The following is a 22,965-nucleotide window of genomic DNA, read 5'->3' as shown; positions in this document are numbered from 1 at the left end:
GCACAAAATCTGAACAAAATGACGCGGGGGCCTCTTGGTCCCCGTTTTTGTTCGTATTCACATCACATTCGGGGTTGTTGTAACCTTCGCGACTTCCCACATCTGGAGTGAACACAGATTTAAGGTATTGTTTTAAATGACTGATCAGACCCGCCTTCCTATTTTGCCGCTGCGCGACATTGTTGTGTTCCCGCATATGGTCGTCCCGCTCTTTGTCGGGCGTGAAAAGTCTATTGCGGCGCTGGAAGAGGTTATGCGGGCGGAGAAGCGTATTCTTCTGTTGACGCAACGCGATTCCGCCACGGATGACCCGACGGTTGAGGATTTGCATGAGCGCGGCTGTGTCGCAAAGATCCTGCAACTCCTGAAACTCCCCGATGGAACGGTTCGTGTGCTCGTCGAAGGGCAGGACCGCGCGTCTGTTTCTGATGTGAAATCTGACGTGTTCATGGACGCCGTTGTGACCGTTAATCCTAGCGAGTCTGCGGATAAAGACCATGTTACCGCGATGGCGAAACAGGTCCGCGAGGGTTTTGCCTCTTATGGCAAGTTGAACAAAAAAGTCGCGGATGAGGTCATTACCTCTGTGACCGAAACAACCGACCCGTCCAAACTCTCCGATATTGTCGCCGTACATTTGGGTGCAGATATTGAGCGGAAGCAGGCCTTGCTCGACTCCACGGAAATCGGCGACCGACTCGCGCAGATTCTAGAACTGCTCGACGGCGAAGCGTCTGTACTGAAAGTCGAAAAGAAAATCCGTGGACGCGTCAAACGCCAGATGGAAAAGACACAGCGCGAATATTATCTGAATGAGCAGATGAAGGCGATCAACAAAGAGTTGGGGAATGACACACCCGATGAGATGGCTGAAATCCGCGAGACGGTTGAGAAGACGAAGCTGACAAAACAGGCGCGCGAGAAAGTCGATAAAGAACTCTCCCGTCTCCAGAAAATGTCACCCATGAGCGCCGAGGCGAATGTCTCGCGCAACTATATCGATTGGATGCTGTCTGTCCCGTGGGGCAAGAAAAAGCGCGTTCAGCGTGATCTCGCCAAGGCGCAGGAAATTCTCGACGCGGATCATTACGGTCTCGACAAGGTCAAAGACCGCATCATTGAATTCCTGGCCGTGCAAACGCGCACGAAGAAGGTAAAGGGGCCGATCCTCTGTCTTGTTGGGCCGCCTGGTGTGGGTAAAACATCACTCGGTAAATCCGTCGCCCGTGCAACGGGGCGTGAGTTCGTGCGTGTCTCCTTGGGCGGTGTGCGGGATGAATCTGAGATTCGTGGTCATCGCCGGACCTATATCGGCTCCATGCCGGGCCGTATCATCCAGTCGATGAAAAAAGCGAAATATAACAACCCACTCTTCCTGTTTGATGAGATCGACAAGATGGGACAAGACCATCGCGGCGACCCGTCAGCGGCGCTCCTCGAAGTGCTTGACCCTGAACAGAATGATACGTTCAATGATCACTATCTGGACGTGGATTACGATCTGTCCGATGTCATGTTCATAACAACGGCCAACAGCCTGAATATGGCGCAACCGCTCCTCGACCGGATGGAGATCATTCGCATTCCGGGATATACGGAAGACGAAAAAGTCGAGATCGCTAAGCGGCATCTTATTCCTGAGCAGACGAAAGGACATGGTCTGAAAGATTACGAGTTTTCGCTGTCTGAAGAGGCGCTGCGCGACGTCATCCGCTATTATACCCGCGAGGCTGGTGTGCGCGGATTGAAACGCGAGATCGCGTCATTGGCGCGGAAAGTGCTCAAGCGGATTGTGTCTAAAGAAACAGATAAGATTGACGTGACGGCGGATATGCTGGACGATCTGCTCGGCGTGAAGAAATTCCGCTTTGGCAAGACAGATGCGGACGATCAGGTCGGCGTTGTGACGGGGTTGGCTTGGACCTCTGTCGGCGGTGACCTCCTTACGATTGAGGCGCTCTCCATGCCGGGCAAAGGTAAAGTCACGGTCACGGGCAACCTGAAAGACGTTATGAAAGAGTCGATTTCTGCGGCGAATTCATACGTTCAGGCCAAGGCTCCGGAACTCGGCATTTCCCCGCGTAAATTCCGTTCCAACGATATCCATGTCCATGTTCCGGACGGCGCCACGCCAAAAGACGGCCCCAGTGCGGGTATCGCCATGGTGACGGCTATGGTCTCTGTACTCACTCAAATTCCTGTGCGGAATGACATCGCCATGACGGGTGAGGTGACTCTACGCGGGCGAGTAATGCCGATTGGCGGATTGAAGGAGAAACTCCTCGCGGCACTGCGCGGCGGTGTGAAAACAGTCCTCATCCCAATCGACAATAAAAAAGACCTCGCTGATATTCCGGATAATGTGAAAAACGCGCTCGAAATCATTCCAGTGACCCATGTCAGTGAAGTCCTCGAACATGCGCTCACGGCTAAGATTAAGCCAGTTAAATGGACCTCATCTGATGAGGCCCAATTAGCCGGCCTCATCATGGGAACGTCAGGCGTGCAAATGCCGGAGGGTGGGTCAGCGGCACATTAGGGCCACTGCCTCGCGAGTGAGAAGAGGCAGAGCAGTGATGTGGCAATACATGTGGCCATCGCGTAGCCGTAAACGAATTTACGCCGCGCCCGCATCATATCCTTGCGTGAGAAAGCGATAATGGTGCCAATGATCTGTTTCAATAAGGCATAGAGAATAAAGGCGGCGATGAGGCCGCCAATCGTCGCTGGAACCACTTTTGCCCATATTGATTCAGGTCCGACCAATTGGACAAATGCCATGACCGGAATGGCGAACATGATGACGACCCAGATGAGGATAAAGCCAACAATCCCGCCCAGATCACTGACCGCCATAAGCGGTAGGATTGACCAAAGCAGAATGAAAATAATGAACCTCTTAACCGTCACGTAAGCCCCCAATTCAATTAGGAAGAAGGGTAGGGGACTTATCTTAACAATATCTCATGTGTTTCGGGGCGGATTTGAAAAACTTAGAACCGCCCGCTCACGGTAAATTTCGCATTTAACGGTGCCCCGACGGTCGCCTGATGTGTGGCGTGGGCATTTGGAAAATAGAGTTCATCCGTCAGGTTCTCAACATTGACCTGAAGGCGGAGTGCGTCTGAGACGTCGTAATAGGCCGCCGCGTCGAAACGGGTATAGCTCGGCAGAATGGCCGTATTTCCATTATTGATGAAGCTTTCATCCTGATAGGTCAGGCCAGCTCCGAGGCCGAATTGTTCTGTGACCTGGTAATTGCTCCAGAGTGAGAATGTGTTCTCAGGCAATTCGCGCGGACGTAGATCACCGCCGGCCTGTTCGCCGTCCAGATAACTATAGCCAGCTGTGACGAACCAATCCTCTGTCAGTTGACCCTGAAGCTGCACTTCAAATCCGTTCACACTCGTTTCGACGATATCGAAACTTTCTCCGTCTTCGGCCAGACTTGGGGATTCCTGCTCAATATCGAAGATGGCGGCTGTGAAGCTGAGGCCGCGAATGAAATCCCATTTCAGGCCGGCTTCCAAGTTTGTGAAGACGTTCGGATCAAGCTGATTATTGTCACCATTAATATTGGCAAATTGCTCACCACTGCGGGGCTGGAAGCTCTCGCTATAGCTACCGTAAAGTGAGATATTTTCCTGCGGTTTGAAGACGAGGCCGAGGCGGGGTGAGAACTCTTCATCCTTTCGCGTCCGTGTTTCATTGGCAGGAACATTGAAGACATCAATATCAAAGCTATCAAATCGGGCGCCAACGATAATATCGAGCATATCTGAAATCGCGATCTCGTCTTGGATATAGGCCGAGAAGACTTCAACGCCGACGCGTGTGTCATCATTCAGGTCAGCCGTGAAATCATTCGTCGTTGTTACGCCTGATGCATTTACGCCAACGCCGTTTCGTAAATTAAGGGGGCGCGCGATGTTGAATATCTCATTGTCATCTTCTGTAGTGTCAAAAAACGAATTGAAACGGTTTTGGTCGGATGACGTGTCGATATATTCCGCACCGGTCACAATTGTGTGGTGGAAATTGCCCGTATCGAATTCGCCAATCAAGTTGCTGGAGAGGATGAAGTTCTGGCGCTCTGTCGTGTCAATATAGCCGTCTAAGGTCACGACATTCGGGTCCGTTTCAGGGCTGTAGCCAGAGGCGTAGAAGTTTGAATAGACTTTGTCATAGTCCCCGTAAAATGCGCTGAAATTACCTTTCAAGCTTTCACTGAATTGATGCTGAACAGAGGCCCGGAACAAATGAGCTTCAAGGTCCAGGAAATTCTCCTGATCATCTCCGAATGTAATGTCTTCAAACGCTTCAACGGGGCGGCCGGGATTGTTGAGGCTATTATCCAGATTCCCATTCGCCGTCGGGATACCACGATCAATGAAACGCGAATGGTCCGCATATTCATAGGACAGGTCCAGCACCGTATCGGGCGTAAGTTCGACTCGTGCTGTCGGATTAAAGCCGTAACGATCCCCATCAAAGAAATCGCGGTGATTGCTGAGATTTTCATAGAGTGCATTCACGCGAATGGCGGCTGTATCACTGACGTCAAAATTCGTGTCGATCTGTCCGGCAATAGCACCGAATGTGTCGATGCTGGCTTGATATCCGGTGAAGCTCTCGCCGAGGACGCCTTTTTTTGTGACACGGTTTAGCACGCCACCTGTGCCGCCCCGACCGAAGAGTAATGCGTTCGGTCCGCGCAGGACTTCGACCTGTTCCAGATTATAGAGCGGGCGGTAATATTGAACATCATCCCGGACACCATCGATGAAGAAGTCTGCCGTAGAGCGGACCCCACGAAAGACGATCGCATCACGGTGACCTTCACCTTGTGATGTATTCACGCCCGGCGTGTAATCTATGATCTGGCCGATGGAGTTAAAGCCGCGAACCGCGATTTCGTCTGCCGTAATGATGGAGAGGCTCTGCGGGACGTCGATAATCGGTGTCGGCGTTTTCAGGGCGTTCACGCGGTCAGATTGAAGATATTGCGCCGTTGCAATTACGATGTCCTCAGGCGGCAGGTCTTCGGCTTGGGCCATAAAAGGGGTGGAGAGCGCCAGTATGAGTGTCGCGATGCTGGTCGAGTTGGTGTGTTTCATTTTATTTGTCTTTTAATTATTTGTCTTTTTAGCTGATCTTCAGCGGTGGTGTTTCAGGGTTGTGCGGTCATTACTGATCGTAGCGGGGTCAATTGGTTTGAGGGAGGATTCACGCGCCATGACGAGTGCATCCTGCACAGCATCAATAAATTCAGCCCGATCCGTTCGACAATCTGTCGTCATCAGCCGGGTGAGTATTGAAGCCTGCGTTTGTAAAATCATGTATGCTCTCTTGCGAATTATTCTCAATTACAAACTTTCACTAAGAAGATTGAGAATGATGTGCAAGTATAAAGTTGAGAATAATTCGCAAAAAGGCAGATCGTCCCTGAGCGCGCTCGCGCTGATCAGAGATTTTCATATTCTGCGATTGTTTGCCAAGCCGTGGCCAGCATGTCATGTGATGCAATCTATGTTATTGGATATACTCAAAAACCATTGGCTCTTCAGTGCTTTAACGGATGAAAAACTATCCGCCTGTGTCGCTGCTGTCCACATGCAAACTTATGAGGCAGGGCAATATGTATTTCATCAAATGGATGATCCGCAAAAGCTCTACATTATAATCCGGGGGGAGGTGTCCATTGAGACGCACAGCCTCGCCGGTAAAGTCATAAAGATCAAACACCTCATTGACGGTGATATTTTTGGCGAATTTGCACTGATTGATGATGGTCCGCGGAGTGCCAATGCTGTCGTAATGAAACCGACAGAGGTGGCCGCGCTCAATCGTTCCGTTTTTCAAAATATCATGAAGTCTGATATTGAATTCAGCCAACGCCTGTTGCGTGTTTTGGTCAACCGGCTCCGGCATTCCAATCATCAGGTTGAAAGCCTTGTCTCTCAATCCCTGTCACAGAGAACGGCGCGATTACTGTGCTTGCTTCAGGCGCAGAAGGGAGACGTGATTAAAGTGACGCAAAAACAGTTGAGCGACCGCCTCTTTGCATCACGGGAGAAAGTGAATGAGAAGCTCCAAGTCTTTGAGGCGCGGGGAGCCATTCTGAAAACTCGTGGCCGCGTTGAAATTGTTAATCTGGACACTCTTAAAAAACTAAGCGACATAGACGGCTAGTCGTCTCATTCAGTCGAGGCGGGCGATACTTATGTGCAGGGGGCACATCAAACGCGATGGACAGCACGGGTAATCAAAAAACGCATCAGGATGATCGACGACTCACGACAATCATTGTCGCGGATATTTGCGATTACGCCTCTTTATCAGAAATTGATGAAGTCTCGACAATTAACCTCGCGGATACGACCTTTGAAATTTTCGCAAATATTGTTGAGCAATATAAGGGGCGTGTTTTTAAGAGAATAGCAGATGGGTTTCTGGCGGAACTCCCCAGTGCGCGGTCAGGTATTCAGGCTGCAATTGATTTTAAAACCTCATTTTCCGCCCATCAAAAAACCTTGGGACACGCCAATGATTTGGCCGTTAGAATTGGTATTCATATTGGCGATGTGATTGACAGGCCCGACGGAGATATTCTCGGTCATGGCGTAAATATTGCCGCGCGCTTGCAGGAAAATGCGCGACGAAATGGTATCTTGGCGTCCGCTCAAACGATCAACATGTTGGGCCAAGATACAAGTTTTAGAAAGATCCGTCGTCGCAACTTAACCCTCAAGAACATTAGCGAATCCATCCTTGCGTTTGATATTGATTCCGAAACGCCAAAGACATTTCAGCGTTTATATCACATGCGAAGGATGATTCAGGGCCGGACAGCTTTGGTGAGTGTGGTCGGACTTGCTGTCGCGGCGGCTCTGACCTCAGGCATCATGATAGCGAATGATCAATCGCTGTCGCGGAAAGTAGAAACCGTTCAAAATAGGATCTTTTACGATCAAAAACGAAGCGCCTACGAAAACGAGATCGGCGCATCCTATCTCTATCAAGTCTTGAAGGATATTGCTGCCTCCAACCAAAGCTCTGACAAAGCGGTTTTTGCAATGATTGAGGCTGGTAATGTCGAGGATGCCATATCTGCGCTGGAGGAGGAATTAGCGACGCTGGACAAAACTAACCCCGATCACCTGAATATACTCAACCAGATTGGGGCGCTTTCATTCAAGATGAATCCGCAGCGATCCGTTGAGGTCTATGAGAGAATTGTCGCATTGTCTCCGAAAGATGTATTCGCACAGCGAAATCTGGGGAAATCCTATGACACAGTCGGGCGTGTTTGTGATGCAAGGGCACGATATAAGATGGCTCTGCAAAATGTTCCACCTGGAACGGAACAATATATGCGTCTGGAAATGGATTTGGCCTTTAATCACTATCTCAAACGCGAAATTGGGTCGGCTCTAAATATTCTAGAGTTCTATGAAACGGACATGCAAGGTCGGGACAGGGATGCGCTCTGGTCCCAATATCATACGGAACTTGGAATTGTATTGGAGGGGAATGCAGAGCTACTTAAATCTAAAGCGGTTCTGTCCTCAATCATTGACGGGCAAAAGCAGATTGAAGACCTAGCCAATCTTTCCCGTAGTCGAAATGTTCTGGGACTTATTGCTCTACGCGAGGCGCAGGACGATCCTAAATTAGCGAAATATCATCTCCCTTCGGCGAGAGACCATTTTAAAGAACAACGACGCATTGATGTGGAGTTGGAACGCAATCACTCTATACCTGAGGCGGACTATTACTTGGGGCAGGTATTCCTTGCATTGGAGGACTGGGATGCGGCTAAGATGTCGTTTCGTGAAGGCTTGGACGTTGCCAATCGGGAAGGTATTGTAAACATCCAGTTTCTCAACACACTCGGATTGGCGATGGCGGAAAAAGCCGAAGGAAATGATATGCAGGCCTGCGACTATGTCTCGTCTGCGCAAGGTATTTACAATGAGAAAATTGACTCTGGTATTGGTCCAAAAACCAGAGCCAAGATTACGGATTTGAACTGTGGCTTCGTTTATAAACCACAGTCCCCTCGATCATCGACCTGTCCCGATTAGATCTAGTTTTGTCGAGGTTGAGTGCAGGCAAGTCTGGCCAAGGGCGCTTCTCCGTCCGGTCCTTGGGTGAAGAGTGCATTGGCGATTTTTGAAAGGGACTCATTTTCTAAGTAATACCCATCTAATCTCTCACCAATGCCCCCCAATATTGTTTTGTTCTCGAAAGAAGGCACGAAGCTTTGACCTGAGCCATGAAAGTCATCATCGATAATTGTCATACCAAAACATGTATGCGTTCGTTTATATTTTTTACTCTGCGCAGAATATTCCGGACTTTGCATGTGCCTGCGGGCTCTGAGCATGAAAATCATAAAGAGAGCGTTTTTAAACCCTTCGATATCTTTCACTCCGTCACCAAAATCTGCATTTTCGAACTCCGTACCCTTTAGGCTAAATTCATCGGTGGTAAGCAGGTTATGGTCGTCTGCAGTTTTAGCGAGCGCTAAAAACAAATTGTCTGAAAAGTCTGCCATGGTGGTCTCCTTAGGTCTGGGTCGCAGTATGCGTGTGTCTAATTGACAAATTAGGCTTAGCAAAAATTCAGACTCCAAGTCTGTTACTTAGGTCACTTGTTGAAGCAGTTCTCCAAACCGCGCTCTTGAGTTAAGAAAACCAGAAGGATTCATTCGGCAGTTGTGTTAAAACGAGAACAACACCCGCGGACAGAATGAAAGCATGTGATGGATCAAGAAATGGTGGGCGGTAACGGGTTCGAACCGCTGACCCTCTCGGTGTAAACGAGATGCTCTACCAGCTGAGCTAACCGCCCGTCGCATTTGCGAACTGATGAGGCTTATACGGCTTTTCTACCGCGTTGCAATTCGTCTATGCCTTCAAAAGGAGAGAAAATACATGGACGCTCTTATCTCTCAATATGCACGCTCACTGCCGGGCGGATTTATGACCGAGCAATGGAGGGGTGCGCATGTATTCAAGGTTGGCACGCCGGATAGTTTCAAGATGTTTGCGATTCTTCGTCCTGGCGATGACCGTCTCACGGTTAAAGCCCCAACACCGGAGACTTATGCGATGCTGATTGAAGTCGGCGTTGCACGCCAGCCCTGCCATTTGAAGCGCGGCAACTGGATGGAGTTGCAGCTGGGTACCCTCGAATCGGACGATGTTTTGGAGCGCCTCCGTGACTCCTATGACACAGTTTTTCCGACTCTGCCCAAGCGCGTGAGGGAAGCATTGGAGCAGGCCCCAAAAAAAGGCTGATAAAATTTTGAAATCAGGTGGATTGCGCGTTGACGCTACGAAAACCCATCGCTAATAGCCCCTCACATCTTAGCGGGTGTAGCTCAGTTGGTTAGAGCGCTGGCCTGTCACGCCAGAGGCCGCGGGTTCGAGTCCCGTCACTCGCGCCATTTCTCCGGAAATGGAAATAGATACTCAAACGCCTCGGACTTTTGTTCGGGGCGTTTTGCGTTTAAGGCCTGTGAATATGAGAGATTATCACGTCAGCGTTGCGCCTATGATGGATTGGACGGACCGGCATTGCCGGTGGTTCCACCGTCAATTATCCGTCCAGACGCGTCTTTACACTGAAATGGTGGTCGCGGATGCCATGATTCATGGTCATCGCGATTGGTTGCTCGGCTATAACCCCGAAGAACATCCTGTTGCCCTTCAAATTGGCGGGAGTGATCCGCAGAAGCTTGCAAAAGCGACGGAGATTGGCGCGGGTTATGGCTATGATGAAATAAACCTGAATGTGGGTTGCCCCTCTGACCGCGTGCAGGCCGGACGATTCGGTGCGTGCCTGATGGCGGAGCCGGGTTTGGTAGCGGAGTGTTTCACAGCGATGTCCAGCGCGAGTGAGACAGAGATCACGGTCAAATGTCGATTGGGGATTGATGATCAGGATGTCCACGCGACATTGCCGGGCTTCATTGAAACGGTCGCGGGTGCGGGGTGCAAAACTTTCATTATCCATGCGCGTAAGGCTTGGCTGAAAGGTCTGTCTCCGAAAGATAACCGCACCATCCCTCCCATTGATTATGACCTCGTCCACGCCATGAAAGTGAAGTTTCCAGACTTGGAGATCATCGTGAATGGTCAATTGACCGATGTCTCCCATGCGGCAGAGATTGCTGGCGATACGCTAGACGGTGTCATGTTTGGGCGGGCGGCCTATAACACGCCGTGGATTTTGACAGAGGTGGATCAGCAGTGGTTCGACGGTCCCGCATTTAATGTGTCCCGTCTGGATATCGCAGACCGACTCATCCGTTACGCCGTAAGCCGCGAGGACACAGATCGCTCCACCAAAGCCTTAATCCGACACGTGATGGGGCTCTTCGCGGGACAGCCGGGCGCAAGGCTTTGGCGGCGAACGCTCTCCGAGGGTTTAGGGCAAAAGCTAAAGCCCTCAGATGTGTTACGCGAAGGCTTGACCGCCATGCACACTGCCGCGCAAGCCGCTTAATTGACAGAGCTTCTGCAATTCTGGCCATTAATGCTCGCGCTGACAGCTGTCGGGGTCGTTGCAGGACTGACGTCGGGGCTGTTCGGGATTGGCGGTGGAGCCGTCATGGTACCGGCATTATTCTACGCTTTTACAGAATTAGGTGTACCTGAGTCAGTTGTCATGCATTGCGCCGTCGCGACCTCGGCGGCTGTGATCATCCTGAATGCGACCCGTTCAACGCGCGCCCACCATGCGCGCGGTGCTGTCGATATGTCACTCGTTTGGCCGGGTAGGCGGTGGTGGCAAAGTTACGCACTCTGGATTGGTGTTGGCGCCTTTATCGCCGCCGTTTGGATCGCGCCGAAATTATCCAGCGCTGCGTTGACAATATTGTTCGCCGTCATTGCCTTCGTCGTCGCGTTGCAGTTCATCTTTGGACGCCCAAGCTTTCAACTTCGCGACTCAGTGCCCAAAGGACCAGCCCCTCTGATTGCAGGCGGCGGTGTTGGCATTCTCTCATCCCTCATGGGGATTGGCGGTGGATCGCTGTCGGTTCCGCTCCTTGCAATCTGCGGAACACCCATTCATCGCGCGATTGGCACGGCGGCGGCCTTTGGCTTGTTCATCGCGGTTCCGGCAACACTGGGCTTTATTGTCAGCGGATGGGGCATTTCTGATCGTCCGGCGGGATCGCTCGGCTATGTCAATCTCTTGGGATTTGCACTCATCACTCTGGCGGCTTGGCCATTTGTACCGTTAGGCGCGAAGCTCGCCCATCGTTTAGATGCTATAGTCTTGAGGCGGGTTTTCGGGATATGCCTTGCGTTGGTGGCGCTGAATATGGCGCGAAAGGCCGGCTTGTTTTAAAGCCGCAAGAGTAACGCGCTGGGCGTAGCTTTTACTTCCTGCAATTGCCCCAACCACGTCATGCCGAGGAGGGATATATCAAGTCCCTCTCGAAGCACGAGTGCATCGACATCGCGCAAAGTAATTCCACCCAAGCTCACGCGGTCCAGTCGAACAGCCGCCGCATAATTTATGCCGCCTGCTGTTGAGACGGGAACATTATATTGTAAACGATTGAGATCAATTCCGGCCTTCCGGGCATCATTGAGCGTGAGGGCGATGGCCGAAGCTCCAGTATCGACTAGAAATTTTACAGACCCGGAATTTACACGCCCCGTAAAATGATATTGCCCGGAACGCGGGTCCTTGGGGATAGAGAGAACAGATGCTGATTGACGAACTTTCGGCGCGGCTTTCACAGGCGCTTCGACAACAGGTGCAGGGGCTGGAACCGGAATGTCAGCTGAGCGGTTATTCAGATAGAACACCCCCGCCGCACAGACGGCGATAATGGTTACTGCGTTAATTGCGGTCTTTGTCAGCATGATCTTTCTTTATCTGGAAATATTTGAAAAGACTTTAAGGCTATGTGCCAATATTTGACGTATTGAATTCACAGTTAACAAAGTGATTCACGCGAGACAGACATGACCGAAGCTAACAAACAGGGCCGTCCTTTTGACGATATCCGCGACCTCGTGCGGTCAATGCCGCCCGTGGACGGTGTGTCGGCCGATGATCTCGGCGCAATCTTCAAGACATTAGGGCGGGGTTTGCGTCCACTCGGCACTTTGGAGGGGGCCTTGACGGAGATTGCCCGCATTCAGGGCGGACAGCTACCCCGCCTGTCCAGACCGCTCATCGCCGTCTTTGCGGGAACACATGGCGTGGCGTCGCAAATGTCAGATGCGGATATCATCGAAGCCTCAAAAGCCCGTGTCGTAAGCTTGACCGAAGGTGCGGCGGCCGTTCGCGGCATGTCATCCGATTTGGGCGCGGCGTTCAAAGTCTACGAATTCGGTTTAGAATATCCGAGCGCGGATTTCACACGTGAGCCCAGCTTGTCAGAACGGGATTGCGCCGCCGCAATTGCTTTCGGAATGGAAGTCGTCGCCGAAGGCGCGGACGTCATTATATTGGGCAATGCAGGGTACGGCGCAGCGACGGCAGCCGCCGGAATCGCAATGTCTCTCTATGGGGGTGCGGCTAATTACTGGGCCGGTGGACAGGCGGCGAAGGCGCGTATTTCTTCGGTGGAAGCCGGAATAGAGGCGCATAGCGGCCATCTTGATGATCCACTCGATACGCTTCGTATCTTTGGCGGGCGTGATATTGCGGGGATGATCGGCGCGATTCTGGCGGCGGGACATCAGCGCATACCCGTTCTACTGGACGGCTATGTCAGTTGTGCGGCGGCGGCAGTTCTTCACGCAATTGACCCAAAATCTGTCGCCCATTGTATCGCGTCGCATTGCTCTGCCGAACCTGCCCATGATGCCTTGCTCTCGCGTCTGCAACTGTCGCCAATTTTGGACCTCGGCATAAACATTGGTGATGGTACAGGTGGCGCGATGGCGCTTTCCCTCCTTAAGACGGCTGCGGCAGGCCTGACCACATTGAAAGACGGCTGACCATGTTCGACCATCCCGATTATGATGACCATGAAGGCGTGCATGTCTTCACCGATAAGGCAACAGGATTGCGCGCTATCATCGCCGTGCACAATACGACGCTCGGTCCGTCTGCGGGTGGTACGCGGCTCTGGTCTTACATCAATCAGGATGACGCCCTGACGGATGCGCTCCGTCTGTCAAAAGCTATGAGCTATAAAAATGCGATGGCGGGATTGGAATTAGGCGGCGGAAAAGCCGTGATTTTGCGCCCGGAAACCATGTTTGATCGGGACGCCTTATTCGCCGCTTATGGTCGGGCCGTCGAGGCCGTTGGTGGTGCTTATATCACAGCGGAAGATGTAGGCGTGTCTCCGGATGATATGCGGATAATTAAGACGCAAACGGATTATGTGGCTGGTCTTGATACCGGGCCCGCGGCTTCGGGTGACCCGTCCCCAGTCACCGCAGAAGGTGTGTTTCGCGGCATAAAGGTTGCGGTGCGCCACAAATTTGGTCTCGAATCTTTAAGAGGCCTTCGCGTTGCCGTGCAGGGGCTCGGTCACGTTGGCTATGCGCTTTGTGAGCATCTCCACGGCGCGGGCTGTCAACTTGTCGTGACAGATATCAACCGCGCTGTTTTGGATAAGGCGCAAGATGAGCTGGGTGCTATGCTCGTTGACCCGCAGGACATTCATAAAGAAACCGTCGATATCTACGCCCCCTGCGCCTTGGGCGGCGCGGTGTCGGAAAAAACTCTCCCGCATATCCGGGCGGGTATCATTGCCGGCGCGGCCAATAATCAACTCGCCACGCCGGAGATGGGGGAGGCGTGCCGGCAACGCGGCATTCTCTATGCGCCGGATTACGTCATCAATGCAGGCGGCATAATCAATGTCGCCGCAGAAGTCAGTGGCACCTATGACCCGAATTGGGTGAGGGGAAAGCTGGAAGGTCTTGAAACAACATTGAAATCGATTTTCGATGAGGCGGCAGAACATCAGGTTGCGACGACCGTCGTTGCCGACTCCATGGCGAGAGCTCGACTCGGATTATCCGACTGAGGCCAAATGGTTGACAGTCCAGCCCCAGCCCTTAAGAGGCCTTTCGCGTCAGAACTGACGGGCGATTAGCTCAGCGGGAGAGCACTGCCTTCACACGGCAGGGGTCACTGGTTCAATCCCAGTATCGCCCACCAGTCTTAGATCCTGATGGGAGCTTTGGTTTGGTATGTCAGACCGTTACATCTAATCTCTCTCAAGTATAACGGTTAAGGCTATCTCGCTGTAGCGCTAGCGTAGGTAAATCAATTGCGATTGATGTAATGATTTTTCAGTTAGTTGCGCAGATACCCTAGACTCGACTTCACTGTCATAAACTGCAACAGAACTGTCACATTGCGTAACATCGCGTGAGACTCATATTTCATCTTATATGATATGCGTTTTGAGTTGTGGGATGTATGTTCGGGGGCATTTACAAATAGGGTTAACGTCCTATTGACCCTGTTTTTGTAAAAGTACGTCAAGTCGACGTGACTGAGCGAGATATGAGTATGACTGAAGCCGAAACCATCCAGGTTCTGCCGACTGAACGGGGTGTCCCCATTCGACATGGCGATTTTGAAACCCTGTGTGATGCACTCGACTATGCCGCAACAGCAAAGACGGGACTGTCATATTTCGATGGTAAAGCACGTCCAAAGGCGGCGCTTTCTTATGCTGATCTTCATAGCCAAGCTATTGAGATGGCAAAGCGCCTTGTTCCATTCGCCAAGAAAAATTCACGTATTGGAATTGCGGCCGTTTCGACTCCCGAATTCGCGGTTATGTTTTTCGCCTGCCAATATGCAGGTCTTGTCGCTGCCCCTGTACCGCTGCCTGTTACGCTGGGCGGGCGGAGTTCGTATGAACGGCAATTGCAACGGATGGCTGATACGGGTGATTTTCACGCACTTTTATGCCCGGAATCAATGGACGGCATTATGCGTTCGGCCTTAAATGATCAGGCGATTCCAGTGATGACATTTGAGGCTGTTGGGAATTTGCCAAAGGGAGATGTTTTGCGACCATTTGGTAAGGATGATCTCTGTTATATTCAATATTCTTCTGGTTCCTCTTCTTCGCCAAAGGGTATTATTGGAACGCAGAAATCCGTCTGTGCCAATTGCTTGGCGATTACGAAACACGGTATGAAAATGACCGAGACAGACCGGGGGACCTCTTGGCTCCCGCTCTATCATGATATGGGTTTGATCGGGTTTTTGATCGCGCCGATGACGGCACAAATGTCCGTTGATTACATTGATCCACAGGACTTTACGCGCCGGCCTATTACATGGCTGCAATTGATCTCTGATCATAAGGGCACGCTCTCTTACTCACCCACATTTGGCTACGAACTCTGCGTGCGGCGTTGGCGTGAAGATCGTGAGCTTGATTTGTCGAGTTGGCGTGTGGCCGGGATTGGCGGTGATATGGTGCGTCCTGAACCTCTGACAGATTTTCAAAACCTATTCGCAGATATGGGTTTTGGGCAGGGCGTTTTTACACCGTCATACGGTTTGGCAGAAACAACATTGGCCGCAACTTTTGCGCCATTGGGGCAGGGGCTAAAGACACACACAATCGATATGGAGCGCTACGCGCGTACGTCTGAGGCTGTTGAAGCGTCTGAGGTCACGCGCGAGGAAAGCCGACGGTCTTTTGTGGCTTGCGGACATGTCCTACCGGATCATGAAATCGAAATTCGTGATTTTGACGATAACGTTTTGTCTGAAAAGCAAGTTGGCCGTGTTTGTCTCCGTGGACCGTCCGTGTCTCCCGGCTATTTCCGAAATACGCAGGCGACGGAAGCTTCTTTCTCAAAAGACGGGTGGTTGGACACAGGCGATGCCGGATATTGGCATGAAGGCCAATTGGTTGTCACAGGACGTTTTAAGGACCTGATTCTCTGGCATGGCCGGAATATTTGGCCACAGGATATTGAATGGGCCGCACAAGCTGCCGCGCCACATCGGTGTGGTCGGGCCTGTGCGTTTGCCATTGGGGGTGCGGGTGATGAAAAAGACATTATGCTATTGCTTGAATGTCGAACGCGTAACCCGAAGCTATTGGAAGAAATTTATACGGCTGTCACGGCGGCGATTCGCCTGGAGGTTGGTGTGCCCGTCCGCCTGATGTTGGTGCCAAAATCAACGATGATTATCACCAGCTCCGGCAAGCTTTCCCGTGCCCGTGTGAAGGCAAAGTTCCTCGAAGGCGCGATCATCGACTTGCAATCGGATGAAACTTTAAGAGTTGTTGCAGATAGCGCGTCAAAATAGGTCTGAGGGCACGGCTTTACGCCGTGCGCTGTCTTTGATAGCGACGAGCACGTTTGAAATGAAAGACTGCCATGACCGCCCCCACTGAGTCAGAGATTTACGATAAGATTTGTGAGCTTTTGAAGCCGTATAATCCCAAGGGCCTGCCGATTGAGCGGTCTTCTGGCATTATGTCGGATCTGGAGGTCGATTCGGTGGCCGTTTTCGATTTTATTATGGAGTTGGAAGATCATTACGATATCTCAATTCCGATGGAGATGGTGTCCGACATTAAAACCGTTGGCGAACTTTCACTGGCCGCAAAAGGATTGATGTCCTGATGACGGCTTTGTTTGACAAATACGCACCGCTTCAAACGCGCGTTGATATGATGATGAAGATCGGCGCCGATGCGCTGGGCGTGAAATTCGATGATATTTTGTCCGCGACCCGCGGGCGTATCGGTAACCGCGAAATTCTTCTGGCTGGTACGAATAACTATCTCGGCCTGACATTCGATGAGGATTGTCGCGCCGCCGCGAAAACTGCTGTTGATGATCACGGTACGGGTACGACGGGATCCCGCGTTGCAAACGGAACATATGCAGAACACACAGATTTGGAACAGGCCTTGGCAGAACATTTCGGAATGCCGTCCTGTATCGTGTTTACGACGGGCTATCAGACGAACCTTGCCGCGATTTCGGGGCTGGCCGGTGATAAAGATGTCATCTTTATGGATGCAGATGCGCATGCCTGTATCATTGATGGATCGCGCCTGACCAATGCGTCGACCATTCGTTTCCGCCATAATAACCCGGAAGATCTGGATAAACGTCTCCGCCGACAAGGTGAGATTGAGGGCGGCAATGCCCTTGTTGTGATTGAAGGTATGTATTCCATGTTCGGTGATATTGCGCCCGTGGATGAATTTCTCGATGTGACGCACCGTCATGGCGGCTATCTCTTTATCGATGAAGCGCATTCCTACGGTGTGTTCGGCCCCACTGGCTGCGGCATTGCGGAAGAGCAGGGCGTTTTGGATCAGGTTGACTTTATATCGGGCACATTCTCAAAATCCCTTGCTTCTGTCGGTGGATTTTGTGCGTCCAAACATCCTCAATTTGAAATTACACGCAAAGTTATGCGCCCCTATATGTTTACGGCGTCTGCCACGCCCGCCAATATTTGCGCGGCGCGTGTCGCCGTTGAGAAGGTCAAGACGGGTGGGTACTTGCGCGAGAATTTGAAAGCGCGGGCGCAACAGCTTCATGCCGGGTTGAAGGCTTTGGATTTCGACCTCTGCGCTGACCCGAGTCCCGTCATCGCTGTGCGTCGTCCTAATGAAGGCATTGCAGCGATGGAATGGAATTGGCTGATGGAAAACGGCGTTTACGTGAACCTCGCTGTTCCACCCGGAACACCGCAGAGCTCGTCTTTGCTCCGTATCTCACTCTCTGCGGCGCATACGGAAAGCGATGTGAATATTATCATTGATGCATTTGGGCGAATGAAGGCCAGTCAGGCCGAAATTATGTCCGGTATGATGATCCGGATGCAGGCCGCGGAATAGGTTAGCCCTCTTCTTCTTCTGCGCGGGTTTGCAGATAAAGCGCTGCTAATGCGCAAGGGATTAATAACATAAATGTTGCAATGAGGATTGTGTCGGTATCTCCACCAGCACGAGATGTTTGCCCAGCTATCCATGACCCGATTAATAGGACTGAAATCAACACCGTTAAGGTGATATGATTGGCGTAACTGGTAAAGTCTCTCATCGGCGTCTCCAGGGCGCCCCGGATATGTCAAGGCTAGGCATATGAAAATGAAGTTTCAATAAAGACGCGCCTCAATATTGTCACATTTTCGCCTAATTTGCCCGAAAAGCGCCTTTTCGCCATAGTTTCCAGAACAAAAACGGTGAATGTAGCACCGGATGACGACGTTGCGCAGGTGTGGGGTCCAATTTGACTCCGGAGTGATTCTCTACCTTTCGGGCGACATAATCAATCCCACCATCAAATGTCGCTGCTCCGAGCAGCACGCGGATCGCGGCGGCAGGCTTGCCTAAGAGACGTCGCAAGAACCATCTGCGCTTGGCTTTTCCGATAGGTTTCTGCGGAATTTCATAATTACCGTTTTCATCCGGTGCGCCGTAAAGAGCTGTCGTGATCGCTTCATAGCGTTCCGCAAATCGGGCGACGATTTCCTCTGCGCGTCCGGTAGAGCTTTCGGGGCGAAGCTCAGTTTGGTAGCTCTCGTAAAATCCGCGCCCCCAAAATACTGCGGCAGTTGCGCGTCCTTCGAGAAGTGGCGCTGTTTCCGCTGCCATCGTTTCAACAGCTTTAACGCGTCCCGCCCAGACACGATCCAAGACGGTCTCTTCCTTAGACCAGAGGACTGCGCAGGGTTGCGAAAAGCGTCCCCATACCTGTGAGAGGAAGGCCTTGGAACTACAGCGCCTTTCAAATTCCGACAGGCTTAAAATTGAATATTTGCATGTGCTTAGCGTGCCGTCCTCATTCTCTCTTTCGAGGTAATAAACGGCGGGAGGTATGAGGCGATTTATGAGGGCGCGTGGTCCGGTACCATGGGTTTTACGGTAGCTATCTACTAGCACATAGAAATCGAGCATTTTTTCCGAGTTATCCAGCTCTCGTAATGAGCTGCCATAATACACCATGGCCTGAACACGATCGGTGTGACGGGCGCGAATCGCGTCCATAACAGCAGTGACGCGCGCCGGCGGGTCGAGTGTTTCACCCTTTATGATATCCAGAACCGTGCTCATCTATCGTAGGAATGTCACAGGACGGCTGGCGCGGACAGTAAATTTGCCTGACGGGAATGAAAGAAATTCGCCGTCCAACACGACGGGGCCGGAATAGCTGTAATTAATTTCGTTACGACAGACTGAGAAGATGCCGTCTTTGCGGCGATCAACTGATTTGCGACCCAGCCATAAGCCAAGAATATTGCGGCCCAGTTTTTTATAACCTGACGTCACCCAAGTCAGGCGAAGCGGAGCCTCTTCTTCTCCCCAAAACGGGTCGAGACCCAAGATGAGACCGGGAAGGGTCGTGATAACTGTGCCCAGATGTTCACCTTCATAGAGATCATCAAGATGAACAGACGTCAGTTGCATCAGCGTCGCGTCGTCGCCACGAATACCTTTGAGAATACCGCCAAACACGGCCAATGATCCGCCAATCCCTTTGCGGTGCAATTGGCCGGTCGTATAGCGTGTGATCTGCGGAATCGCGCCAGTCGAGAAGAGAAAACCGGAATAATCAGGGCCGTCCAGTTCAGACGCGATGAGAAGTGGGTTGTTAGTTGGTGAGAGTTCTGACGCGAGTTTTGTTTTAACTCTATGTGGGCTCGCCGACGCAAAACCTATATTCTTGGCAACCTGGTTTGTCATGCCACCCGGGATGATGGAGAATTTTGGAAAATTTGCGAACCTGTCTTCTTGTCGGAGAAATTCGGATATGACGCCCTGAACAGTCCCGTCTCCGCCTTCAATGATGACATGTTCGACCTTGTCTATCGCTGCTCTCTCAACAGTGGATGGGAGGTAGTCGAAAGGATCCAGATAAAAAATATCGTCTGTATCGCCGTAGAGTTCATGCAGAACGGAGCCCTTACGTGCGACGCGCTCTGACAAAGAATTGACTATGAAGAGCCGTCTCATAGCGAAGTTTACAGACTTTCTGTTTTCAACAGAAGATATGCGCCCGTAACTCCAAAGAGAAGCAGTGGTATCGCAATCGCGGGTAGGACACCCATCCCGCCCGACGCCGCAAAGGTCGCCATCGCGCCGTCAATGATGAGGAATACAAAACCCATCGTAATGCCGATGATGAGTGTCTTGTCGCCCGTATCTTCACGGCCTGTCCGCTGCATGAGAGCAGCACAGGCAATGAGCAATATGAAAGCGGCGAGGGGACGTGTGAGACGGTGTGCGTGCCAGAATTTATAAGCAAAGCTTGGTTTTGACCCGCTATTGCCGCGTTTGGAGAAATTCCGCATTTCGGACAATGAGAGGTCCCGCGGCTCTGCGGCGAGGCGGGCGATTGATGTGGGTGTTTGTCGCGTTTCCCAAACCCGCGTTCCTGCGACGGGTCGAAGCTCTCGCGACTCCCCGTCCGCGTCTTTGACATCCAGTTGCTCGACATTAGTCAACAGCCAGTTGGGGTCTTGATAATCCGCCTTTTCGGCATGCCAAATGCGTTCGACTTCTCCGGTTTCGCTTCGGAAGAAGAACTTGAGATTACCAAGACTATTATAACCAAGGCGGTCTGTGGCCCGCACGATACGACCACGATCTTCCAGCCAGAGCGGGTTTTCCGCCGTTATATTTTTCACCTTATATTCGCCAATCCCCCAAGCTTGTAATGAACGAACGGCGGGGGCCATGGCGAGGTCGATAAAGATGACCGACATGATAGCCGCACCGACAACGGCGGGCGTCATCAGCCAGACTTGCTTTGTGGCGGATATGCCAAAGCCAAGCAGGGCAACCAACTCATGTTGCCGGATGAGTTTAACGAAGGTCAATAGGATTGCGACGACGAGGGTGAAGACAAAGATACGGTCAAAAATCACAGGGGCGCGCAGAAACATATATTTGAACGTTCCTGCAAAACCACTGCCATCGGCGACAATATCTCCGCCATTCGCGAGACTGTCGAGCAGGCCGATCAATGTTAGAAACCCAAAGACGACGGTCAGCCATGTGAAGAGAAAAGTCTTCGATATGTAGAGGCCAAACCTATACATCCTGTGGGATCCTTCGGTCGCGGGTCAGTTTCTTAAGCGCACCAAGCAGCTCGCCTTTGATGTGTCCCACCCAATGCGAGAATGAGGTGAGAGGCGGCTGACCCATTTTATAGGCGCTTTTCCAAAACAGGAAGAAGGCGAAGATCGCGACGACACCAATAATCCCCCAAATGCCGAGCCAAGGCGGGATTTTTCCAGCCGCCCCCAATGACTGTCCAAATTCCAGTGCTTTTTGAAGTGAGACCAGAAAGACCACGCCAACAAAAATTCCGGCAGAGGAGGGGTTTCGGCCGTAGTTCAGGCCGAAGGGCACGGCGATGAAGGGAAGTAAAATCAGAAGGACGGCTTTGGAAACGCGAAGGTGAAGCGCTGCGTTATTTGTGTTTTGATCAATATTTGAGGTAGCAGAACCTTTACGGTTCGCAAAGAGCTCCAGTGATGTCATTTCCCGCTCATCATCACCGCGTACGCGATATTCCGTCTCACTCGTCGCGCCCGCAACAGTCAACTCGCCGAATTCAAGTTGTCCCGAAAGTGTGCTATTCAAAACTTGAAAACCGCGCCCTTCTGCAAGGTTCAAAACGGGTGCGCCTGTTTTTGCATTATCGACTTTATCGCGAATTGTAATTTCGCCTTTGCCCGCCGTTGTAATGCGATAGCCTTTGACGGGCTCTCCGTTCGCGTTCACATCATCCACCATTTCGTAAATGAAGATTGGTCCGATGGAGCCATCAGGCGAATCTGTGCCCGCAAAAAAAGTACGGTCTAAGACTTCCGTAAACGTGCCTTCTCGTAAGGCCGCCGTAAAACTCTGCTGTTTCACGACGTGAAGAACCTGGCGATAATTATACCGTCCAACAGGCTGCATATAGCCTTCGATAAACATGGTCAGGCCTGCAAGGAAAATTGCGAGCCATAAGAACGGCTTTGTCATATGGAAAAGAGATACGCCTGCACCAAGAGCCGCGGTCAATTCAGACGACTTTGACAAGCGGTCCACCGTGATGATTGTGCCAAGTAGCAACGCCATCGGAACCGCCATGCCGAGATAATAGGGCAGGAGGTTCACGATCATATTTGTCGCGTCAGAAGCAGGATTTGTCGAATTTGTAACAATTTCGAAAATACGTAACAGGCGTTCCATTAGCAGAACGCAACAGGCGAAAACGACCAGCCCACCGACACTTGTCGAGGCTTTTTTCAGGATATATCGGTTCAATCGGCCCATATGACAGGTCTGTGATTACGCCTTTACGACAGAGGAATCGTTTCCCATATGGCTGTTAAGGACCTTTTTTGGGTTCAGTGAGGCTTAAGGAAACACCGTCGTGAAATCAAATGCCTACATGAGAAAACTGTCTAAAGCTTTCGTCATCTTGAGCATGATGGGCTCGGCCGGTTTTGCGGTCGCGCAGGATAATGGGTCTGATGACAATGATGAGTTCCGAGAAACCTTATCTGAAATAGGTGTGGAGCGCGGCTTAGAACTCTATCCTCGAGACAAAGCCGACACGTGCGTGCCGGGCGCTCTGCAGATTCGGGCCACCATTCACAATGTCTCCAAAGTTGGAATGGTGAAGGTAGAACTGTTTGGCGAGCGCGATTTTCTCAAGAAAAAAGGAAAACTTCGCCGTATTCGTGTTCCAGCAGAGGACGGTTCCGTCAAAGTCTGTATCAATCTGCCTCTGCCCGGCGAGTATGCACTCGTCGGCTATCACGATAAGGACGGAGATCGCCGGTTGAAAAAGGCTTGGAATTTTAAGCCCAAAGAGCCTTATGGTTTGTCAAACAACCCTGAAATCAAATCCCTAAGGCTTCCAAAATTCTCTGAGACAGGATTTGACGTCCCGATGGAGGGCGTCGACATCGACATCCATCTGGTTGACCTTTCCTGACAGGGATTCGATACCTGCAGGACTTTTAATGATG

At 51.4% G+C, this 22,965-nt stretch carries 22 protein-coding genes and 3 tRNA genes; 14 read left to right on the top strand and 11 right to left on the bottom strand.

Going from position 1 to position 22,965, the window contains the following annotated elements:
* The first annotated feature begins 136 nt into the window (after positions 1-136).
* Positions 137-2,539 carry an endopeptidase La gene (lon, locus tag ACP9M6_RS11010; protein WP_427451071.1) on the top strand — a complete coding sequence of 801 codons (2,403 nt, stop codon included), beginning with the start codon at positions 137-139 and terminating at the stop codon, positions 2,537-2,539.
* Here lon and ACP9M6_RS11005 read toward each other — a convergent pair.
* The 3 genes from ACP9M6_RS11005 to ACP9M6_RS10995 all read right to left on the bottom strand — a co-directional run bounded on the left by ACP9M6_RS11005 (position 2,536) and on the right by ACP9M6_RS10995 (position 5,339).
* Positions 2,536-2,910, bottom strand: a complete 375-nt coding sequence (locus ACP9M6_RS11005; RefSeq protein WP_427451069.1) for a hypothetical protein — start codon at positions 2,908-2,910, stop codon at positions 2,536-2,538. The genes lon and ACP9M6_RS11005 overlap by 4 nt on opposite strands.
* 83 nt (positions 2,911-2,993) lie before the next feature.
* Positions 2,994-5,117 (bottom strand): TonB-dependent receptor, encoded by a 2,124-nt coding sequence (locus ACP9M6_RS11000; RefSeq protein WP_427451068.1) that lies wholly within the window; start codon positions 5,115-5,117, stop codon positions 2,994-2,996.
* Positions 5,118-5,156: 39 nt separating this feature from the next.
* Positions 5,157-5,339: a hypothetical protein gene (locus tag ACP9M6_RS10995; RefSeq protein ID WP_427451066.1), complete on the bottom strand. Its 183-nt coding sequence runs from the start codon at positions 5,337-5,339 to the stop codon at positions 5,157-5,159.
* Here ACP9M6_RS10995 and ACP9M6_RS10990 point away from each other — a divergent pair.
* Positions 5,338-6,192 (top strand): Crp/Fnr family transcriptional regulator, encoded by an 855-nt coding sequence (locus ACP9M6_RS10990; protein ID WP_427451064.1) that lies wholly within the window; start codon positions 5,338-5,340, stop codon positions 6,190-6,192. The two genes, ACP9M6_RS10995 and ACP9M6_RS10990, sit on opposite strands and share 2 nt — an antisense overlap.
* A gap of 56 nt (positions 6,193-6,248) precedes the next feature.
* Positions 6,249-8,087, top strand: a complete 1,839-nt coding sequence (locus tag ACP9M6_RS10985; RefSeq protein ID WP_427451062.1) for an adenylate/guanylate cyclase domain-containing protein — start codon at positions 6,249-6,251, stop codon at positions 8,085-8,087.
* 2 nt (positions 8,088-8,089) lie between these two features.
* Here ACP9M6_RS10985 and ACP9M6_RS10980 read toward each other — a convergent pair whose 3' ends face one another.
* Together ACP9M6_RS10980 and ACP9M6_RS10975 are read right to left on the bottom strand one after the other, a co-directional pair.
* Positions 8,090-8,560, bottom strand: a complete 471-nt coding sequence (locus tag ACP9M6_RS10980; protein WP_427451061.1) for a hypothetical protein — start codon at positions 8,558-8,560, stop codon at positions 8,090-8,092.
* Positions 8,561-8,780: 220 nt separating this feature from the next.
* A tRNA-Val gene (locus tag ACP9M6_RS10975) sits at positions 8,781-8,856 on the bottom strand.
* An 83-nt stretch (positions 8,857-8,939) separates the two neighbouring features.
* Here ACP9M6_RS10975 and ACP9M6_RS10970 point away from each other — a divergent pair.
* The 4 genes from ACP9M6_RS10970 to ACP9M6_RS10955 all read left to right on the top strand — a co-directional run bounded on the left by ACP9M6_RS10970 (position 8,940) and on the right by ACP9M6_RS10955 (position 11,364).
* Positions 8,940-9,305, top strand: coding sequence for an MmcQ/YjbR family DNA-binding protein (locus ACP9M6_RS10970; RefSeq protein ID WP_427451059.1), 366 nt, complete (start codon positions 8,940-8,942; stop codon positions 9,303-9,305).
* A gap of 72 nt (positions 9,306-9,377) precedes the next feature.
* Positions 9,378-9,454, top strand: a tRNA-Asp gene (locus ACP9M6_RS10965).
* 77 nt (positions 9,455-9,531) lie between these two features.
* The gene (gene dusA / locus ACP9M6_RS10960) at positions 9,532-10,515 is read left to right on the top strand and encodes a tRNA dihydrouridine(20/20a) synthase DusA (protein ID WP_427451057.1); all 984 of its coding nucleotides are present in this window, start codon (positions 9,532-9,534) and stop codon (positions 10,513-10,515) included.
* Positions 10,516-11,364, top strand: coding sequence for a sulfite exporter TauE/SafE family protein (locus ACP9M6_RS10955; RefSeq protein WP_427451056.1), 849 nt, complete (start codon positions 10,516-10,518; stop codon positions 11,362-11,364).
* Here ACP9M6_RS10955 and ACP9M6_RS10950 read toward each other — a convergent pair.
* Positions 11,361-11,888, bottom strand: a complete 528-nt coding sequence (locus tag ACP9M6_RS10950) for a TIGR02281 family clan AA aspartic protease (RefSeq protein WP_427451054.1) — start codon at positions 11,886-11,888, stop codon at positions 11,361-11,363. The genes ACP9M6_RS10955 and ACP9M6_RS10950 overlap by 4 nt on opposite strands.
* Before the next feature lie 102 nt (positions 11,889-11,990).
* Here ACP9M6_RS10950 and ACP9M6_RS10945 point away from each other — a divergent pair, with 102 nt between their 5' ends.
* The 6 genes from ACP9M6_RS10945 (at position 11,991) to spt (ending at position 17,830) form a co-directional block, all read left to right on the top strand.
* Positions 11,991-12,974, top strand: coding sequence for a nicotinate-nucleotide--dimethylbenzimidazole phosphoribosyltransferase (locus ACP9M6_RS10945; protein WP_427451053.1), 984 nt, complete (start codon positions 11,991-11,993; stop codon positions 12,972-12,974).
* Positions 12,975-12,976: 2 nt separating this feature from the next.
* On the top strand, positions 12,977-14,017 hold the full coding sequence (locus ACP9M6_RS10940) for a Leu/Phe/Val dehydrogenase (protein ID WP_427451051.1): 1,041 nt from the start codon (positions 12,977-12,979) through the stop codon (positions 14,015-14,017).
* Positions 14,018-14,076: 59 nt separating this feature from the next.
* Positions 14,077-14,151, top strand: a tRNA-Val gene (locus ACP9M6_RS10935).
* Positions 14,152-14,502: 351 nt separating this feature from the next.
* Positions 14,503-16,278: a fatty acyl-AMP ligase gene (locus tag ACP9M6_RS10930; RefSeq protein WP_427451049.1), complete on the top strand. Its 1,776-nt coding sequence runs from the start codon at positions 14,503-14,505 to the stop codon at positions 16,276-16,278.
* Positions 16,279-16,349: 71 nt separating this feature from the next.
* A complete protein-coding gene (locus ACP9M6_RS10925) occupies positions 16,350-16,598 on the top strand; it encodes a phosphopantetheine-binding protein (protein WP_427451047.1) in 249 nt (82 codons plus the stop codon).
* Complete coding sequence (gene spt / locus ACP9M6_RS10920) at positions 16,598-17,830, top strand: serine palmitoyltransferase (protein ID WP_427451045.1); 1,233 nt, start codon at positions 16,598-16,600, stop codon at positions 17,828-17,830. The genes ACP9M6_RS10925 and spt overlap by 1 nt, the downstream gene beginning before the upstream one ends.
* Position 17,831: 1 nt before the next feature.
* On the opposite strand, the gene ACP9M6_RS10915 is transcribed toward spt, so the two are convergent.
* The 5 genes from ACP9M6_RS10915 to ACP9M6_RS10895 form a co-directional block, all read right to left on the bottom strand.
* Positions 17,832-18,035 (bottom strand): hypothetical protein, encoded by a 204-nt coding sequence (locus ACP9M6_RS10915; RefSeq protein ID WP_427451043.1) that lies wholly within the window; start codon positions 18,033-18,035, stop codon positions 17,832-17,834.
* Between the two features lie 92 nt (positions 18,036-18,127).
* Positions 18,128-19,048, bottom strand: a complete 921-nt coding sequence (locus tag ACP9M6_RS10910) for a hypothetical protein (protein ID WP_427451042.1) — start codon at positions 19,046-19,048, stop codon at positions 18,128-18,130.
* Positions 19,049-19,921, bottom strand: a complete 873-nt coding sequence (locus ACP9M6_RS10905) for a diacylglycerol kinase family protein (RefSeq protein WP_427451040.1) — start codon at positions 19,919-19,921, stop codon at positions 19,049-19,051.
* A gap of 35 nt (positions 19,922-19,956) precedes the next feature.
* The gene (locus ACP9M6_RS10900; protein WP_427451038.1) at positions 19,957-21,036 is read right to left on the bottom strand and encodes an LptF/LptG family permease; all 1,080 of its coding nucleotides are present in this window, start codon (positions 21,034-21,036) and stop codon (positions 19,957-19,959) included.
* The gene (locus ACP9M6_RS10895) at positions 21,029-22,264 is read right to left on the bottom strand and encodes an LptF/LptG family permease (RefSeq protein ID WP_427451036.1); all 1,236 of its coding nucleotides are present in this window, start codon (positions 22,262-22,264) and stop codon (positions 21,029-21,031) included. The genes ACP9M6_RS10900 and ACP9M6_RS10895 overlap by 8 nt, the downstream gene beginning before the upstream one ends.
* Before the next feature lie 118 nt (positions 22,265-22,382).
* Here ACP9M6_RS10895 and ACP9M6_RS10890 point away from each other — a divergent pair, with 118 nt between their 5' ends.
* Positions 22,383-22,931, top strand: coding sequence for a DUF2141 domain-containing protein (locus tag ACP9M6_RS10890; protein WP_427451034.1), 549 nt, complete (start codon positions 22,383-22,385; stop codon positions 22,929-22,931).
* Positions 22,932-22,965: the final 34 nt, after the last annotated feature.

This window comes from Litorimonas sp. WD9-15, assembly GCF_050271975.1.
GTDB lineage: Bacteria > Pseudomonadota > Alphaproteobacteria > Caulobacterales > Maricaulaceae > Litorimonas.
The sequence above is the reverse complement of the archived record's forward strand: the minus strand, read 5'-3'. Positions and strand labels throughout refer to the sequence as shown.